General features: G+C 66.9%; 10 protein-coding genes. 5 read left to right on the top strand and 5 right to left on the bottom strand.

Annotated elements, in window-relative coordinates:
• Positions 1-27: 27 nt before the first annotated feature.
• The 5 genes from yccS to AC3ITW_RS20220 form a co-directional block, all read right to left on the bottom strand.
• Positions 28-2,205, bottom strand: coding sequence for a YccS family putative transporter (gene yccS / locus AC3ITW_RS20240; protein WP_012512300.1), 2,178 nt, complete (start codon positions 2,203-2,205; stop codon positions 28-30).
• Between the two features lie 162 nt (positions 2,206-2,367).
• Complete coding sequence (locus AC3ITW_RS20235) at positions 2,368-4,425, bottom strand: TonB-dependent siderophore receptor (protein WP_489389882.1); 2,058 nt, start codon at positions 4,423-4,425, stop codon at positions 2,368-2,370.
• A gap of 285 nt (positions 4,426-4,710) precedes the next feature.
• Entirely contained in the window at positions 4,711-7,833 is a 3,123-nt protein-coding gene (locus AC3ITW_RS20230) for an efflux RND transporter permease subunit (protein ID WP_100435352.1), read from the bottom strand.
• A 31-nt stretch (positions 7,834-7,864) separates the two neighbouring features.
• Positions 7,865-11,098 carry an efflux RND transporter permease subunit gene (locus tag AC3ITW_RS20225; RefSeq protein WP_006398468.1) on the bottom strand — a complete coding sequence of 1,078 codons (3,234 nt, stop codon included), beginning with the start codon at positions 11,096-11,098 and terminating at the stop codon, positions 7,865-7,867.
• A gap of 74 nt (positions 11,099-11,172) precedes the next feature.
• Positions 11,173-12,417 carry an efflux RND transporter periplasmic adaptor subunit gene (locus tag AC3ITW_RS20220; protein ID WP_100435351.1) on the bottom strand — a complete coding sequence of 415 codons (1,245 nt, stop codon included), beginning with the start codon at positions 12,415-12,417 and terminating at the stop codon, positions 11,173-11,175.
• A 186-nt stretch (positions 12,418-12,603) separates the two neighbouring features.
• Here AC3ITW_RS20220 and AC3ITW_RS20215 point away from each other — a divergent pair, with 186 nt between their 5' ends.
• The 5 genes from AC3ITW_RS20215 to AC3ITW_RS20195 all read left to right on the top strand — a co-directional run bounded on the left by AC3ITW_RS20215 (position 12,604) and on the right by AC3ITW_RS20195 (position 19,029).
• The gene (locus AC3ITW_RS20215) at positions 12,604-13,929 is read left to right on the top strand and encodes a M20 family metallopeptidase (RefSeq protein WP_489389881.1); all 1,326 of its coding nucleotides are present in this window, start codon (positions 12,604-12,606) and stop codon (positions 13,927-13,929) included.
• Positions 13,930-14,472: 543 nt separating this feature from the next.
• Positions 14,473-15,291 (top strand): NADPH-dependent 7-cyano-7-deazaguanine reductase QueF, encoded by an 819-nt coding sequence (gene queF, locus AC3ITW_RS20210; RefSeq protein WP_100435350.1) that lies wholly within the window; start codon positions 14,473-14,475, stop codon positions 15,289-15,291.
• A 296-nt stretch (positions 15,292-15,587) separates the two neighbouring features.
• Positions 15,588-15,881 (top strand): LysM peptidoglycan-binding domain-containing protein, encoded by a 294-nt coding sequence (locus tag AC3ITW_RS20205; RefSeq protein ID WP_005419771.1) that lies wholly within the window; start codon positions 15,588-15,590, stop codon positions 15,879-15,881.
• 42 nt (positions 15,882-15,923) lie between these two features.
• The gene (locus AC3ITW_RS20200; protein WP_006398268.1) at positions 15,924-16,433 is read left to right on the top strand and encodes a hypothetical protein; all 510 of its coding nucleotides are present in this window, start codon (positions 15,924-15,926) and stop codon (positions 16,431-16,433) included.
• A gap of 373 nt (positions 16,434-16,806) precedes the next feature.
• Positions 16,807-19,029, top strand: a complete 2,223-nt coding sequence (locus AC3ITW_RS20195; protein WP_489389880.1) for an NADP-dependent isocitrate dehydrogenase — start codon at positions 16,807-16,809, stop codon at positions 19,027-19,029.
• The last annotated feature ends 69 nt before the right edge of the window (positions 19,030-19,098 follow it).

Here is a 19,098-nt window from a genome sequence, read left to right as displayed (position 1 = left end):
CGCCGGGCCATGCCCGGCGGCAGGCTGTCAGGTGAGCGTGCGTACCGCCTCGTTGGCCGCCGCCCGCACCTTCGGCAGCAGCCGCAGCACCAGCGCCATCTGGGTGCGGATCAGCTGCAGCTTGGGTGGCATGCCCTCGTCGAGCTGTTCCAGTTCGGCAGCCACGGCTCGATCGGCATCGTTGTCGTCCTCCGCTACCGGTTGCCGTGCGGTCAGGGCCGTCGCCAGCTGCTGCAGCGCCTTGCGAACGCGCTCACCGGCAGCCAGCGCCAGCGGATCGCCGGCGTAGCTGTCCACCTGGTCGCGGTGCGCACCCAGGGCCGACAGGTGCCCGAGCAGCGTATTGGACAGCGCCAGGAAGTGGAAGCCGGCATCCAGGTTGCGACGCACATGGCCAGGCTCGCGCAGCATGTTCGACAACGCGGTGGACAGCGCGGCGTCGGCGTTGTGCATGTCGCGGCGGGCAATGCGGTAGGCCAGATCGTCACGCATGCCGCTGCGGTACTGGCCCAGCACCGAATCCAGATAGCGCGCGGCGGTGTCCAGCACCCGCGCCAGCACAAGATGCAGCTGCCGGCCCTGCCAGTCGGGCAGGATCAGGAAGGCGGCCGCGGCGGCGATCGCACAGCCCAGCAGCGTATCGACCATGCGCGGCACGATCAGCACGAAGCCGTCGCCGATCAGGTTGAAGCAGGTCAGTGCCATCACCGTGATCGCCGCCGACGCTACCAGGTAGCGGTCGGTGCGGGTGAAGAAGAACAGCAGCGCCGACAGCAGCGCGATCAGCAGCTGTACGTGCAGCTGTGGGAACAGCTGCAGCAGTGCCCAGGTCAGCACCAGGCCGAACAGCGTGCCGACGATGCGTTGTGCAAGGCGCTGGCGGGTCGCGCCGAAGTTGGGGCGGCACACGAACACGATGGTCAGCAGCACCCACGAGCCGTTCTGTGCATTGAACAAGCGGATCGCCGCGAAGCCGGCGATCAGTGCCAGCGCCATGCGCAGTCCATGGCGGAACAGCACCGAGCCCGGCGTGAGCTGCTGGCGGATACGCACGCCCATCTCGCGCAGGCTATGCGGGTTGCTGTCGCGCAGGCGCGTGTCAACGTTGTCGAGGCTGGCCTCGGAACGCTCCGCATCGAGCAGGCGGCGCTCGATGCTGCGCAGGTTGTGCACCAGCAGGTCCAGTGATCCGAGCAGGCGCTGCCATTGAGGGCGCTGCTGGTCGCGCAGGTAGGCCAGCGCATCGGCCAGGTCGCGCCCGGCCTGCTGGTTGCTTTCGCCATACACGAACGGACGGCGCAGGCGGATCGCCTCGCCCAGCCGCGCGCAGGCCTGGCCCTGCAGGTCGAGCAGGCGCTGGCAGCGGTACAGCACGTCGCTGTGGAAGAACGCATCGACCAGCGCGCCGTACGGATAATGCGAGGAGCTGGCGCGCTCGTGGAAATCCTGCGCCATGTAGTACAGGCGCAGGTACAGGCCGGAATTGACGCCCGGCCGCCCGGAGCGGCCGAAGCGGGCCAGGATCGCGGTCTTGGCTTCGTTGAGCGCACCGACCACGCGCCGGTTCTGTTCGGCCAGGTCCAGCTGGCGACGCTGCAGGTCGGCCTCACGCACCGGTTCGAACAGCGCGGCCTTCAGCTGCAGGTAGCGGCCCAGTTCCACATACAGGCGCGCCACCCGTTCGCGCACCGGTCGGTTGGCGAACAGCGTGGTCCACAGGATCGACAGCAGGCCGTACCAGACCGCACCGGCCAGCAGGTGGCTGACCGCTTCCAGCGCGCTGTGCAGATCGCTGGCACCGTGCTGTTCCAGCCCGATCATGGTGTAGATCGCCAGCGTCACCGTGGCCTGGGCGATGGACGCATAGCGCTCGCCGAGCGCACCCAGCAGGGTCAGGCCGAAGGTGGACAGCGCCAGCGCGCCGATGAAGATCCATGGCCAGGGGAACAGCCAGATCACCGAAGCTGCGGCGAGGCAGAAGCACAGCAGCGACAGCGCCACGGCCTTGGTCCGGCCCCACCAGTTGTCGTCGGTCTCGGCGATGGCGCTGGCGATGATGCCCAGGAACACGCCGGGCAGCGCGGTCAGTGCATCCAGCTGCCAGCACACGGCGACAGCTGCGGTCAGGGCGATGAACACCCGCAGGCCATAACTGGCCTTCTCGTGGGCCCACAGGCGACTGAGACTGGATTGGCGGGCGGGCATGCAGGCTCGGTGGAAGGGTCTCCCACCATTATTGCGGGTGCGGGGTGAAGGGGACAGCCCGCGAAGGAATACCCGGTAGTGCCGGCCGCTGGCCGGCTCTCATGCGCCCGGACGGAGGTGCGAGGAGCCGGCCGGCGGCCGGCACTACCGGTTTGTCGGGTACTACATGTCGAACCGCACGCTCACGGCGAACGTGCGCGGCAGGCCGGCGCCGGCGTTGGACCAGTACCTGCGGTTGGCCAGGTTCTCGACGCTGGCACGCAGGGTCACCGGATGGCCGGACGCCAGCAGGCGATAGCCGATGCCTGCATTCACCAGCGTGTAGTCGGGCAGCTTCAGAGTGTTGTCGGCGTCGTACCAGACATCGCCGTAGTAGCGCACGGCGGCATAGGTTTCCAAGCCGTCTACCCACGGCAGCTGGTAGGTGGCGTGCAGTACGCCGCTCCAGCGCGCAGCACCGGCGGTACGGTTGCCTTCCTGTGCGGCGCTGCCCGGGGACAGCTTGTCGTAGGTCGGATCCAGCCAGGTGACGCCGCCGCCGACGGTCAGTGCATCGTTGAGGTGCAGGTCAGCACTGGCTTCAATGCCTTCGTACAGCGTGATGCCGTCCTGCACCAGGCGCTTGCCGGCCGGCGTGAGCTCATCGATGTTGGCACCACGTTCCAGCCGGAACGCGGCCACGTTCGCATTCCAACGCGCCGCTTCGACCTTGGCACCGATCTCGTACTGCTTGCTGATGGTGGGATCGAGCACGTCACCGGCGTTGATGTAGCTGTTGCCTACGCGGCTGCCCGCTTCCAGCGACTCGATGTAGCTGGCGTAAAGGGTGACCGCCTCGCTGGGCTTGAACATCACGGCGTAGGTCGGGGTGACCGGGTAGGTGTGGTATCGCCCCTTGGTTTCGAAGTCGTTGTAGCGCCAGCCCGCCAGCACCGACCAGCCGCTGCCGAGGTTCACCGTATCGCTTGCGAACACCGCCTGCTGCACCGTCTCGTCGCCGCGGGTCATCACCCGAGAACCGACGGCGTCGTGGCGGATGGCATGGCGCTGGTACAGGTTGGCGCGCCCGATCAGGTTCCACTCGTAGGGACGGTCCCAGCCCAGCCCGGTCTGGTGGCTGATACCCGCCACCACCTGATGCTGCAGCGGACCGGTGCGGAAGCTGCCCTGCAACATCGCCTGGGCCAGCCTCCACTCGCTCTTGCCACCCAGCTCGTAGACATTGACGTCGTAGTCGCCGTTGAGATCGTCGATGTAGGCGAAGATCTTGTTGACGTCGTTCCATGAAGTGGTGACGCCATAACTCAGGCTGGCCTTCCAGTCGCTGTTGATCTGCCAGTTCAAGCCGGTCGACAGCAGGCTGGAGCGTGTGTCGTAGTAGGTGCCGGGTACGCTGTTGTCGGTATCTCCGGCGATCGGCCGCGGCAACGAGGTCAGGCCACGGAAGTAGTACTGCGGCGATTCCTCGCGCAGCTCGCGCGACTGGAACACGCCATCGAAGGTCCAGGTCAGCGCATCACTCAGGCGCGCATCCAGCGACAGTGCACCCACCTTGCGATCGACATGCCCGCCGTTGAAGGTCTCGCCCTTTTCCTGGAAGGCGTTGAAGCGGTAGCCGAACATCTGCTCGTTGCCGAAGCGGCCGCCAACGTCGATGCCGCCGCTGACGATGCCCTGCTCGCGCCAGCCCAGCTGGGCGGAGAACGTGGGCGTGTCGGTCGGCTTCTTGGTGATGTAGTTGACGATGCCGCCGGGCGTGCCGAAGCCATACAGGAATCCGCCCGGGCCTTTCAGCAGATCGACCTGTTCCATCACTTCCAGCGGCCATTCGGTGCCCCAGGACGAGACCTGCAGGCCATTGACCCGGTAGCTGTCGTAGTTCAGCTCCAGACCGCGGTTGCGGATGGGCGAGCTCCAGCCACTGGCATAGGCGCTGACCTGGGTGCTGACCGAAGGGTCGAGCAGGAAGGCTTCGCCCAGCGAGACCACCTGGCGCTGCTCGATCTGCTCGCGGCCAACGGCGGTGATCGCGAACGGGGTATCGCGCAGCGCACGGTCGCCCAGTGCGCCGGCTTCGGTATGGGTGCGTTCGGCAGTGACTTTCACCGCATCCAGATCGGTGGCGCTACGACTGCCGGCCGGCGCTTCGGCGTGGGCGGTACAGGCGGCGGAAAGGGCGACGGCCAGCAGGGCCAGGCGGGGGGAACGGGAAGGCAGCATCGATGGTGGTCCTCGACGGACGGCCACAGGCCATCCGCCCACAGGTGGGGGAAGGGGTAGTGGCTGGGATCACGCAGGCTGGCCGGAGATGGCAGCGGGGCGCCACAACGGGCGCAGGACCATGGCTGGATGAGAATTGTTCTCTTTTCGTTACGGCGCGTCAAACCCGGAGGCGTGCGGACCAACGGCCCGTACGCACCAGGGCGGGTAGCGCCGGGCCATGCCCGGCGAGCGCGCAGCGCGGATTGCCGAAAGGCCGCCGGGCATGGCCCGGCGCTACCGAAGCTACGCCCGTTGCGCGCGCTTGAGCAGCTTCGCTTCGCGCTTGCGTGCGCGACGTGCCCGCCAGCGCTCGGCCAGGCACGAGAAGATCACATACAGCGCCGGCGTACTGAGCAGGGTCAGGCTCTGCGAGAACAGCAGGCCGCCGATCATCGCGATACCCAGCGGACGACGCAGCTCGGACCCTTCGCCGAGGCCGATCGCCAGCGGAACCGCGGCCAGGATCGCCACCATCGTGGTCATCATGATCGGCCGGAAGCGCACGATGCTGGCCTCGCGCGCCGCTTCGCGTGGTGCCAGCCCATGCTCGCGCTGCGCCACCAGCGCGAAGTCGATCATCATGATCGCGTTCTTCTTGACGATGCCGATCAGCAGCACCAGCGCGATCATCGAGATCACCGACAGTTCGGTGTTGGTGCCGAACAGCGCCAGCAGCGCGCCCACGCCGGCCGCCGGCAGCGTGGACAGGATGGTGACCGGGTGGATCAAGCTCTCGTACAGCATGCCCAGCACCAGGTACACGGTCAGGATCGCCGCGAATACCAGGATCAGCATGTCGCTGGGGTCGGAGTTGAAGCCGAAGCCGGCGTCATCAGCCAGGCGGATGTCGCCCGGCATGCGCATGCCGGCCACGGTGGCGTCGATGATCGCCTTGGCCTCACCCATGCTCACATCCGGCGCCAGGTTGTAGCTCAGGTCCATCGTCGTGTACTGGTTCTCGTGGGTGATCTGCGACGGCGCCAGCCCCGGCATCTGCTTGGCCATCGCCGTGATCGGCACCATCTCGCCATTGCGCGCCCGCACGTACACCTCGTCCAGCGCTGCCGGCGTAGCGGTCTGCGAGGGCAGGGCGTTGACCACCACGCTGTACTGGTTGATGTCCGAGTAGATCGTCGAGATCTGGCGCTGGCCGAACGCGCCGTACAGCGCCCCATCGATGGCGCCGACCGAAACGCCCAGGCGCGCGGCCTTGGCGCGGTCGATCTCGATGTTCTGGCGCAGCCCGGCATTGTCGACGTCGGTGCCGACATCGCGCAGCTTCGGGTTCTTCTTCAGCTCCGCCTGCAGCTTGGGCAGCCATTCCTGCAGCGACGCCAGGTCATTGCCCTGCAGCGAGATACGGTACTGCGCACCTTGGCTGGAGCCGCCGCCATCGTTGCTGGGCAGGTCCTGGATCGCGCGCAGGCGCAGCTGCAGGTCGGGGTAACGGTCGGCCTTGGCGCTCAGGCGTGCCAGTGCATGCGCGGTGGTTTCGCGTCGGCCTTCCTTGCGCGATTTCAGCTCGACGTTGAACTGCGCGCTGGAGCCCTGGCGACCGCTGCCCAGGCGCACGCCCACGGTCTTCACCGCCGGGTCGGCCATCAGCATGTCGGTGATGCGGCGCTGGCGGGCGACCATGTCCTCGAAGGAGACGGTGGCGCTGGAGTTGGCGCGGCCCCAGATCAGGCCGGTGTCCTGCGGCGGGAACGCGCCCTTCTTCACCGCGCCGAACAGGAAGATGGTGACGCCGATCAGGATCAGCGGAGTGAGCGACATCAGCAACGCGTGGCGCAGCGAGAAGTCGAGGAACACGGTGTAGATGCGCAGCATGCGCTCGTGGCCGGCATCCAGCCAACGGCCGAAGCGCGATGGCGCCGCCTTGTGGTCGTGGGCACTGAGGAAGCGGCTGCACAGTGCCGGGGTCAGCGTCAGCGAGACGACCATCGACACCACGATGGCCGCGACCAGGGTAACGGTGAACTCACGGAAGAACGCACCCATCATGCCGCTGGCGAACAGCAGCGGGATGAACACCGCCACCAGCGAGGCGGTGATCGAGACGATGGTGAATCCGATCTCGCGTGCACCGGTCAGCGCCGCCTGCATGCGTGGCATGCCCTCGTCGAGGTGGCGCATGATGTTTTCGATCACCACGATCGCGTCGTCTACCACGAAGCCGATCGCGATCACCAGCGCCAGCAGGCTCAGGTTGTTCAGGGTGAAACCCATCACGTACATCACCAGCGCGGCACCGGCCAGCGACAGCGGCACGGTCACGGCGGCGATCAGCGTCGGTGCCAGCCGGCGCAGGAACAGCGCCATGGTCAGCACCACCATCGCCAGGCTGATCAACAGGGTGATCTGCACTTCGTGCAGCGACGAGCGGATGGTCGGCGTACGATCGAAGTACGGCGTCATCGTGGTGCCGGGCTGCAGGTAGTCGCGCAGGGTCGGGATCTGTGCCTTGACCCGGTCCACGGTCTCCACGATGTTGGCGCCGGCGCGGGTGAACACGTACATCACCACCGCCGGCTTGTGGTCGAACCACGCCGCCTGGTAGGCGTCCTGCTGGCCGTCGTAGACGTTGGCGATGTCCTTCAGGCGGATCACCCGGCCATCGCCCTGGGTCTTCACCACCAGCTCGGCAAAATCGGCAGCGCGTGCGACCGAATCGTTGGCGATGATCGCGGTGGTGGTGTTGCCATCGCTGAGGAAGCCGGTGGGTGAGGTCACGTTGGCCGCACGCACCGCGTTGCGCAGGTCATCGGCGGTCAGGCCGAGTGCGTTCATCAGGCGCAGGTTGACGTCCACACGCACCGCCGGCGTCGAGGCACCGGCGATGTCGACCGAGGCCACGCCGCTGATCTGGCGGATGCGCTGCGCCAGCAGCGAATCGGCGACGTTGTACAGCTCGTCGGCCGACTGCGTCTGCGAAGTCAGCGCGATGGCGATCACTGGGTCGTCATTCGGGTTCGCCTTCTGGTACATCGGCGAGCCCATGCCCGAGGGCAGGTCGGCCTGCGCCGAATTGATCGCGGTCTGTACGTCCAGCGCGGCCGAATCGATGTTGTGGCCGCTCTGGAAGATCATGAACACCAGCGAGCTGCCTTCCGAACTCGACGAGCGCATGCGGTCGATGCCGGGCAGCTGGCCGAGGTGGCGTTCCAGCGGTGCGGTGACCGTCGATGCCATGGTCGCTGCGTCGGCACCGGACTGGCTGGCGTGCACGAAGATCACCGGGATCTCGATGTTCGGCAGCGCCGACACGCCCAGCCGCAGGTAGCAGATCAGGCCTACCATGAACAGGCCGATGGCCAGCAGCGCGGTGCCGATCGGACGGCGGATGAAGGGACCGGACAGGTTCATCGTGCGGGCCGCCACGGCAGCGGGGCGTGGATCATGCCTGCGGCTCCTGCAGCGAACCATCGCGCAGTGCGCGCTGTTCGCGGCGGCGCGCCAGCCACTCGGAGAAGCGTTCCATGTACAGGTAGATCACCGGCGTGGTGTACAGGGTCACCAGCTGCGACAGCAGCAGGCCGCCGACGATGGCGATGCCCAGCGGGCGGCGCAGCTCCGAACCGATGCCGGTACCCAGCGCCAGCGGCAGCGCGCCGAGCATGGCCGCGGCGGTGGTCATCATGATCGGGCGGAAGCGCAGCAGGCAGGCACGGCGGATCGCTTCGTGCGCGTTGGCACCGGCGCGGCGTGCCTCGATCGCGAAGTCCACCATCATGATGCCGTTCTTCTTGACGATGCCGATCAGCAGCACGATGCCGACGATGCCATCCACCGACAGGCTCAGCCCGCACAGCATCAGCGCCAGCAGCGCACCGACACCGGCCGGCGGCAGCGTGGAGATGATCGTGATCGGGTGGATGTAGCTCTCGTACAGCACGCCCAGCACGATGTAGATCACCACCAGCGACGCCAGCAGCAGCCACACCACATCGGTCTGGCTGCCGGTGAATTCGGCAGCCTTGCCGATGAACTCGGCATGCAGGTGGGTGGGCATGTCCAGGCTGTCCTTGGTTTCCTGGATCGCCCGCACCGCTTCGGACAGCGAATAGCCCGGTGCCACATTGAACGAGACCGTCACTGCCGGCAGCTGCTGCTGATGGCTGACCAGCAGCGGCGCGCTGCTGACCTTGCCTTCGGCCAGCGCCGACAGCGGGATGATGTTACCGGCGCCGACGGTGATGCCGGTGTTCTGCGCACCGATGCCGGTAGCGGTCGACGAGTTCGACGAGGTGACCTGGCCGAAGCTGGTGGCATTGGTGCCGGTCAGCGCGCCGGCGCCGTTGGACGCTACCGCCAGCTGCTCCATCAGCGCGGTGCTGGTGCGGAACTCCGGCGCCACTTCCAGCACAACGCGATACTGGTTGAGCTCGGTGAAGATGGTCGAGATCTGGCGCTGGCCGAACGCGTCGTAGAGGGTGTCGTCGATGGTCTGCATCGGCACGCCCAGCACGCTGGCCTTGTCGCGGTCGATGTTCAGCTCAAGCGCACGGCCCTGGTTGGACAGGTTGTTGTCGACGTCGGCCAGTTCCGGGCGTTTGCGCAGCGCTTCGGTCAGGCGCGTGGCCTGGGTGGCCACCGTGGCCGAATCCACGTCCGACAGCGAGTACTGGTACTCGGTGGCGGCCACGCGGGTATCCAGGGTCACGTCCTGCACCGGCTTCAGGTACAGCGCGACACCTGGAATGCCGGCGACGGCCTTCTGCAGGCGCGGCAGGATCTTGTCCAGGCCGTCTCGCTCGCCGCGTTCCTTCAGCACGATCGACAGCTGGCCCTGGTTGAGCGTGGGGTTCATGCTGCCTGCGCCGATGAACGCCGACACGCCGGTCACGTCCGGGTCCTGGCGCAGCGCTTCGGCCACCTGCTTGGTGCGCTGCTCCATCTGCGGGAAGGCGATGTTCTGGTCAGCCTGGACCACGCCGGTGATCAGGCCGGTGTCCTGTTCGGGCAGCAGGCCCTTGGGAATCAGCACGTACAGCAGCACGGTCAGCACCAGTGCGCCGCCGGCCACGGCCAGGGTCAGGCGCTGGTGGTCCAGCACCCAGTCCAGGCTGCGCTCGTACAGGCCCACGGTGCGCGTCCACAGGTTCTGCTTGCCGGCCGCCGCCGCACGCTCATGCGCGTCCTCGCCCTCGGGCAGTGCGTCGGGCTTGAGCAGGTAGGCGCACATCATCGGGGTGAGCGTCAGCGAGATCAGCATCGACAGCACCACCGCGATGCTCAGCACCCACGCGAACTCGTGGAACAGGCGGCCGGTAACGCCGGGCATCAGCAGCAGCGGCAGGAACACCGCCACCAGCGAGACCGTCAGCGACAGCACGGTGAAGCCGATCTGGCGTGCACCGATCTCGGCCGCTTCCTTGCCACTCTTGCCCTGCTCGATGTAACGCACGATGTTCTCGATCATCACGATCGCATCGTCGACCACGAAGCCGGTGGCCACCACCAGCGCCATCAGCGACAGGTTGTCCAGCGACATGCCGGCAAAGGCCATCACCGCGAAGGTGCCGGCCAGCGACAGCGGCACCGCCACCGAGGGAATGATCGTGGCCCACAGCCGGCGCAGGAACACGAAGATCACCGCCACCACCAGGCCGATGGTCAGGATCAGGGTGAACTGCACTTCATGCACCGAGGCGCGGATGGTCTCGGTGCGGTCGTTGAAGATCTCCAGGTGCACGTCGGCCGGCAGCACGCCCTGCAGCTGCGGCAGCAGGGCGCGGATGCGCTCGACGGTCTGCACGATGTTGGCGCCGGGCTGGCGACGCACTTCCAGCAGCACCGCCGGCTTGCCATCGGCCCAGGCGGCCAGCTGATCGTTCTCAACGCCATCGATCACCTGGGCTACATCCGACAGGCGCACCGGACGTCCGTTCTTGTAGCTGATGATGGTGTCGCGGTACTCGGCGGCGCTGGACAGCTGGTCGTTGGTGCCGATGCTGTAGGACTGGGTCTTGCCGTTCAACGAACCCTTCGGTGCGTTGACGTTGGCCTGGGTCAGCGCACTGCGCAGCTGCTCCAGGGTCAGGCCCATGTTCGACAGCTGCGCCGGATTGACCTGGATGCGCACGGCCGGGCGCACGTTGCCGGCGATCGAGACCAGGCCCACGCCCTGCACCTGCGACAGGCGCTGGGCGAGGATCGAGTCGGCGTAGTTGTTGACGTCGCGCAGCGGGCGCGTGTCCGAGGTCAGCTTCAAGGTGACGATGGCAGCGTCAGCCGGATTCACCCGGTTGTAGACCGGCTGGTAGGGCAGCGACGAGGGCAGGGTGGCCTGGCGGATCGCCGCCTGCACGTCCTGCGCGGCGATGTCGATGTCGCGGTCCATCGAGAACTGCAGGATGATCGTCGACAACCCGGCCGACGAGTCGGAGGTCATCAGCTCCAGCCCGGAGATCTGCCCGAACTGGCGCTCCAGCGGCGTGGTGACCAGCGAGGCCATGGTGGTGGCGTTGGCACCGGGGTACTGGGTGGTGACCACCAGGCTGGGCGCATCGATTTCCGGCAGCGCCGACACCGGCAGCTTGCGGTAACCCAGGATGCCCAGCAGCAACAGGCCCGCCATCAGCAGCGAGGTGGCGATGGGACGGCGGATGAAGATCGTCGAAAAGCCCACGGACTGATCCTTGCTGGCACTTCAATGTCGGCGCCGGCAGGCTTGCCGGCGCGAGGGAGGTCGGTAGCCTGCGCTCAGCGCGGGCCGCCGCCACGACGGCCACCACCGCCAGCGTTCTTCTGCTCGGCCGCCTTCAGCTCGGCTTCGGTCGGCACCGCCGGGGTTTCGCCCGGCTTCAGCGCGGTGACCTTGCTGCCCGGCTTCAAGCGGAACTGGCCTTCACTGACCACCCGCTCGCCGCCCTTCAGGCCTTCGGCGATCTGCACCTGGCTGTCGCCCACTTCCACGCCGCTGCGCACGGTCTGCATCTTCACCGTGTTGTCGCCCTGCACCACATAGACGTACTCGCCGTCCGGGCCACGCAGCACCGCCTGGGTCGGAATGACCACGCCACCGGCAATCGTGCGCAGCTGCATGCGCACGTTGACGAACTGGCCCGGCCACAGGCCGTTGTCGGTGTTGTCGAAGATCGCGCGCGCCTTGAACGTGCCGCTGTCGGCACTGATCAGGTTGTCGACCACGTCGAGCTTGCCGTCGCCGGACAGCACATGCGAATCGGCGCGGTCCAGTGCCGCGACAGGTACCGCACCGGCGGCCTGCGCCTGGCGCACATCGCCGAGCTGGCGCTCGGGCAGGTTGAACAGCACGTGGATCGGATGGATCTGGGTCAGCGTGACCAGCGCGGTGCCGGCGTTGACCACGTTGCCGGCGTCGACCGCACGGATGCCGGCGATGCCGGTGATCGGCGCGGTGACCTTGGTGTACTGCAGCTGCACCTGCGCCGAGCGCATGCTGGCCTCGTTCGCCGCGACTGCGCTTTCGTACTGTGCCACTTGGTTTCGCTGTGTATCCAGATCGGTCTTGGCGACGAACTGGCGATACTCCGGCGCGTTCGAGCGCTGGTAGTTGGAACGCGCGGTGGCCAGCAGCGCCTCGTTCTGGCGCTTGGATGCCACGGCCTGGTCATAGCTGGCCTGGGCGGTGCGCGGGTCGATCACCGCCAGCACATCGCCCTTCTTCACTTCCTGGCCTTCGCGGAAATTCAGGCTCATCAGCTGGCCGCCAACCTGCGGACTGACGGTGACGGTGTTCATTGCGGTCACCGTACCCAGCGCGCTGGCATAGACCGGCACGTCCTGGCGTGCCGCATCCACCACGGTCACCGGCACCGGGCCGGCATTCGGGTCTTCACCGCCCTGGCGCGCAGCTGCCGCCGGGCCACCGGCCTTGTCCTTGCCCCCGCCGAGTACGCGCAGGCCGACCACGGCCAGCACCAGTACCGCCACGACCAGCAGCACGATCTTCCAAACACGTGACATTCAAGGACTCCAAGAGGGCTGGACGGGGCACGGCCCCGGTTGGCAATGCGCAAAGCATACCTGCGCCACATCACGTTTCCTGCATGACGGATGGGACGGGCGCTAAGACCGGATCCGGCCGCGGAGGTTCCCGTGACGGCGGCGTTGCCCTACATTCAGCTGGAACCCCCTGCCGTGGAGATCGTGATGCGCCGTTCGTTGCTGCTGTCCGCCCTGCTGCTGGCCTTGCCGGCCCTCGCCCTCGCCCACGCCCAGGACGCGCAGCGCCCGGAAGTGACCGCCGCCGCCCAGCGGCTGCAGGCCAAGGTGGTGGAGTGGCGGCGCGACTTCCACCAGCACCCGGAGCTGTCCAACCGTGAGGTGCGCACCTCGGCCGAGGTCGCCAAGCGCCTCCGTGCGATGGGCCTGAAGCCGAAGACCGGCATCGCCCACCACGGCGTGGTGGCGATCATTGAAGGTGGCAAGCCCGGGCCGAAGATCGCCCTGCGTGCGGACATGGACGCGCTGCCGGTGACCGAACAGACCGGCCTGCCGTTCGCCTCCAAGGCCACCGACCAGTACCGCGGGCAGACCGTTGGCGTGATGCATGCCTGTGGCCATGATGCGCACACCGCCACCCTGCTCGGCGTGGCCGAAGCGTTGGTGTCGATGAAGAAAGACCTGCCGGGCCAGGTGATGCTGATCTTCCAGCCGGCCGAGGAAGGCGCGCCGCCGCCGGAAGAGGGTGGTGCTGCCCTGATGCTGAAGGAAGGCCTGTTCGCCGACTTCAAGCCGGAAGCCGTGTTCGGCCTGCACGTCTTCTCAAGCGTGCAGGCTGGGCAGATCGCCGTGCGTGGTGGCCCGTTGATGGCGGCTTCGGATCGTTTCGGGATTAAGGTGATCGGTCGGCAGACGCATGGCTCGGCGCCGTGGAATGGTGTTGATCCGATCGTGGCCACCGCCGACCTGGTCGGCACCGCGCAGACCATCGTCAGCCGCCGCGCCAACCTGTCCAAGCAGCCGGCGGTACTGACCTTCGGCGCGATCAACGGCGGCATCCGCTACAACATCATTCCCGATGAAGTGGAGATGGTCGGCACCATCCGCACCTTCGATGAAGGCATGCGCCAGCAGATCTTCGCCGACCTGCGCAACGTGGCCGAGCACACTGCCGCCGCGCACGGTGCCAAGGCGGTGACCGACATCTACGAGTCTGAAGGCAACCCGGCCACGGTGAACGACCCGGCGCTGACCGCGAAGATGCTGCCGAGCCTGCAGGCGGTGGTGGGCAAGGACAACGTGTACGAGCCGCCGCTGCAGATGGGCGCGGAGGATTTCTCGCTGTACGCGAAGGAAGTGCCGGGGATGTTCTTCTTCGTCGGTTCGACCAGCGTGGGCATCGATCCGGCGACGGCACCGGCGAACCATTCACCGAAGTTCCTGTTGGACGAGAAGGCGTTGGATGTCGGGTTGCGGGCGTTGCTGCAGGTGAGCCTGGATTACTTGAACGGTGCCGGCACTCCTGCGGGGTGAGGGTTTCCGGCAGGGCTTGCAGCCCTGCACCCGCCGAAGCAACGGCAACGTCAGCGGCAAAAGCGGTGCTGGATTTCTGCTGGTTGGGCAGGGCGGTGTGGGCCTGCAGGACACGCCGTAAACCCGTCCATGGGGGCTCGATGGCGCCATCCATGGCGCCAACGGTCCTGCAGGCCCACACCGCCCCGCCCCCGACAGGTTCACGCGGCTGTTGGTGGGTGTCGACCTTGGTCGACACGGGCAGACATCCGGAATGTCTGAAGGATTGGCTTTTGATTTTGATTTTTCTGATCTTTCCCGTGGTGGTGGCCGCGTGCAGGGAACTGTCAGGGGCCGGGTGGGTAGGCGGGGCGGGGGTGTCCGCGGCATGGATGCCGCGGCCAAGCCCCCAAGGACGGGTTAACGGCGTCCCCCGACCCGCCTGCCCACCCGGCCAGGCCGATAGACCGCCTTTCGCGACCATCCAACACAACCACCACGGAGGGGCTCCGCCGTTGGCCGAGCAGGCCGAAGGCCCGCCTTCCGCGCGATACAATAAGCAGCATGAATACCCCCCAGGATTCCAGCCTCGGTCGCGAGGTCAGTTACCCGTCGCAGTACGATCCCGGCCTGCTGTTTCCCATCCCGCGCAGCGGTGCCCGCGCCGAGATCGGCCTCGATGACGCCGCGCTGCCGTTCGTCGGCCATGACCGCTGGCATGCCTTCGAGCTGAGCTGGCTCGACCCGCGTGGCAAGCCGCAGGTCGCCGTCGCTACCGTGCAGGTGCCGTGCATCTCGCCGCGGCTGATCGAATCGAAGTCGTTCAAGCTGTACCTCAACTCCCTCAACAGCACCCGCATCGACAGCGCCGAAGCACTGCGCGAACGCCTGGTGACCGATCTGTCGGCGTGTGCCGGTGCGCCGGTCCAGGTCGCGTTCGGTTTGCCGGGCCTGCGCGAGACGCCGCTGGGCGAATCCATCGACGGGCTGGAGGTGGACATCGACTGCTACGGCCCGCCGCAGGCGGACTTCCTTGCGGCTGATACCAGCCAGGTGGTGGAGGAGACGCTGGTCTCGGCACTGCTCAAGTCGAACTGCCCGGTGACCGGCCAGCCGGACTGGGCCACGGTCAGCCTGCGTTACTGCGGGCCGAAGATCGATCGCGCGGGCCTGCTGCGCTATCTGGTCAGCTACCGCGAACACGCCGAGTTCCACGAGCAGTGCGTTGAGCGGATCTTCAGCGAAGTGTCCGCGCGCTGCCAGCCGCAATGGCTGGAGGTGGAGGCCCGCTATACCCGTCGTGGTGGCCTGGACATCAACCCCTGGCGCGCCAGCCCTGGCATCGCCGCCCCGGCTGCGACCTACCGCGAACTGCGCCAGTAACCGCCGCAGGCGGTTACGGGTAGCGCCGGCCGCTGGCCGGCAACCGCGTGGAACCCGCGTGGAGGCCAAGCCGGCCAGCGGCCGGCACTACCGTGGGGCCGCTCTGTCACGGGTAGCGCCGGGCCATGCCCGGCGAGCGCAGCGGCCAGAGCCAAAGCCGCCGGGCCTGGCCCGGCCTACCGCTTGAGACCCGATTGTTCAGCCGTCCCGGGGGCGGCTTCACATCTGCACCATCCCCATTTAACAACCTCCATGGCACCGTGCGAACCACGTAGTCATGCAGACGGGAGTTGTGGATGAGTACCGAGAAGAAAGCCGATTTCTCCGGCGTCAGTGGCAGTGTCGACAGTACCGCCGAGCAGGTGCCGAAGGCGGACTTCTCTGGCGTCAGCGCTTCGGTGGACAGCACCGCAGACGTCGTCAGCGGCGGCACCTACACCGTGCAGAAGGGTGACTCGTTGTCGAAGATCGCCAAGCAGCATCTGGGCGACGCCAATGCCTGGAAGAAGATCTTCGAAGCCAATCGCGATGTGCTTGATGACCCGGACAAGATCTTCCCGGGCCAGACCCTGAAACTGCCGCCGAAGTAAGCCGGCCGAACGCCGTCCGACAATCCCTGGGAGGAACCCCGAATGATCAAGACCACCCCGCTCCAGACCGCCCTGATCGCCGCCCTGCTGGGCAGCGTTGCCTTGGTTGGTTGCAAGAAGAAAGAAGAGTCGACCGACAGCAATGCCGCGCCCGCCGCAACCGCTCCGGCCGAGCCGGCACCGGCGCCGATGACCGGCGCACCGCCGCCGATGGCTGAGGCCGCTGCTGTCAGCGTCTCGGCGGTCACCGTGGGCAAGACCGCTGCCGCCGACAAGTCGGTTGCAACGGCGGCACTGTTCGCTCCGAAGGATGACGTCATCGTCTCGGTCAAGACCGACGGTGCCGCCAACAACGTGAATGTCGGCGCCAAGCTGACCTTCCAGGACGGCCAGGTGGCCGGCGAACAGAACGCGACCCTGAACACCAGCGGTGCGGAAACCACCAACGTCACCTTCAAGAATGCAAAGGGCTGGCCGGCCGGCAAGTACCGCGCCGAAGTCACCGTCGATGGCAAGGCGGCCGGAACGCCGCAGGAGTTCGAGGTCAAGTAAGTCCTGCCGACTCTCTCCCGGCAGGGCTCACGATGGACGCAGCCGCGAGGCTGCGTCTTTTTTTTGCGCGATGGCGGAGTCTCATCCACGCGTGGCGTGGATCTACTGAAACGGCGGGTTCTTTCTCATCCACGCATGACGTGGGTCTGATGGGAACGCATCATCGCCGCACAAGCCCGGCCGAACGAATCACTGCGTTGCAGTACCGGCGCGTATGGCGCTGCTTTGCCCCGCGCGGCTGAAAACGCGACAATGCAGGGGTTTCCCCGCCGCGCGCCCACCCTGACGGCGGCGGGGGAAGTGACACGGTTGCACGTGGCCCGGCGCTGGCGCCGGCCTTCCCCTGAGCATTGCTACAGAGTCCAAGTCCCCCATGTCCAAGATCCTCTACACGCTGACCGACGAAGCACCGTTCCTGGCCACCCAGTCGCTGCTGCCGATCGTCGACGCCTATACCTCCACCGCCGGCATCGCGGTGGAAACCCGTGACATCTCGCTGTCCGGCCGCATCCTGTCGCTGTTCCCGGAACTGCTGAGCGACGCGCAGAAGGTCAGCGACGACCTGGCCGAGCTGGGCCAGCTGGCGACCACCCCGGACGCCAACATCATCAAGCTGCCGAACATCTCCGCCTCGGTACCGCAGCTGAAGGCGGCCATCAAGGAACTGCAGGACCAGGGCTATCCGCTGCCGGATTACCCGGAAACCCCGGCTGACGACCAGCAGCGCGACTACAAGGCGCGCTATGACAAGGTCAAGGGCAGCGCGGTGAACCCGGTGCTGCGCGAAGGCAACTCCGACCGCCGCGCACCGCTGTCGGTGAAGAACTATGCGCGCAAACACCCGCACCGCATGGGCGCCTGGGCCTCGGATTCGAAGTCGCACGTCGCGCACATGGCCGCCGGTGATTTCTACGGCAGCGAAAAGTCGGCCACCCTGGCCAACGCCGGTTCGCTGAAGATCACCTTCCACGGCAAGGACGGCAGCACCGTCGTGCTGAAGGAAAAGACCGCGGTCAAGGCCGGTGAAATCGTCGACGCCGCCGTCATGAGCCGCAAGGCACTGGCCGCCTTCATCGGCGAGCAGATCGCCGATGCCAAGGCCCAGGGCGTGCTGTTCTCGCTGCACCTGAAGGCGACCATGATGAAGGTCTCCGATCCGATCATGTTCGGCGTGGCGGTCAACGAGTTCTACAAGGACGTGCTGGCCAAGCACGCCGACGTGCTCAAGCAGGCCGGTTTCGATGCGAACAACGGCATCGGTGACCTGGCCGCACGCCTGCCGTCGCTGCCGGAAGCCACCCGCGCTGCGATCGAAGCCGACCTGGCTGCCGAGTACGCACAGCGTCCGGGCGTGGCCATGGTCAACTCGGACAAGGGCATCACCAACCTGCACGTGCCGAGCGACGTGATCGTCGACGCCTCGATGCCGGCGATGATCCGCGACTCCGGCAAGATGTGGAACGCCGAAGGCAAGCTGCAGGACACCAAGGCGGTCATTCCGGATCGCTGCTACGCCGGTGTGTACCAGGCCGTCATCGACGACTGCAAGGCGCACGGCGCCTTCGACCCGGGCACCATGGGTTCGGTGCCGAACGTCGGCCTGATGGCGCAGAAGGCCGAAGAGTACGGCTCGCACGACAAGACCTTCCAGATCGCTGCCGATGGCGTGGTCAAGGTCACCGACGATGCCGGCACCGTGGTGTTCGAGCACGCCGTGGAAGCCGGTGACATCTGGCGCATGTGCCAGACCAAGGACGCGCCGATCCAGGACTGGGTCAAGCTGGCCGTCGAACGCGCCCGCCTGAGCAGCACCCCGGCCGTGTTCTGGCTGGATGCCGCCCGCGCCCACGACGCGCAGGTCATCGCCAAGGTCGAGCAGTACCTGAAGAACCACGACACCGCCGGCCTGGACATCCGCATCCTGCCGCCGGTGGAAGCCACCGCGTTCTCGCTGGACCGCATCCGCAAGGGCGAGGACACCATCTCGGTGACCGGCAACGTGCTGCGCGATTACCTCACCGACCTGTTCCCGATCATGGAGCTGGGCACCAGCGCCAAGATGCTGTCGATCGTGCCGCTGATGGCCGGTGGCGGCCTGTTCGAGACCGGCGCCGGTGGTTCGGCCCCGAAGCACGTGCAGCAGTTCGTTGAAGAGGACTACCTGCGCTGGGATTCGCTGGGTGAGTTCCTGGCCCTGGCCGCGTCGCTGGAACACCTGGGCAACCGCTACGACAACGCTGCCGCCCGCGTGCTGGCCAAGGCGCTGGATGAAGCCAACGGCCAGTTCCTGGACAACGACAAGTCGCCGTCGCGCAAGCTGGGTGGCATCGACAACCGCGGCAGCCACTTCTACATCGCGCTGTACTGGGCGCAGGCCCTGGCCGCGCAGACCGAAGACGCTGCACTGCAGGCCCGCTTCGCACCGCTGGCCAAGGCGCTGACCGACAACGAGCAGAAGATCGTCGAAGAGCTGATCGCCGTGCAGGGCAAGGCCGTGGACATCGGCGGCTACTACCGCCCGGACGTGGCCAAGGCCAGCAAGGCGATGCGCCCGAGCGCGACCTTCAACGCTGCGCTGGAGCAGCTGCGCGGCTGATCCATCGCCGCTCGGTGGTGATACCGGAACCCGCGCCTCGGCGCGGGTTTCTTTTTTGCAGGCCGCGGT

The sequence above is a fragment of the Stenotrophomonas sp. KH_052 genome (genome assembly GCF_057838755.1).
The sequence above is the reverse complement of the archived record's forward strand: the minus strand, read 5'-3'. Positions and strand labels throughout refer to the sequence as shown.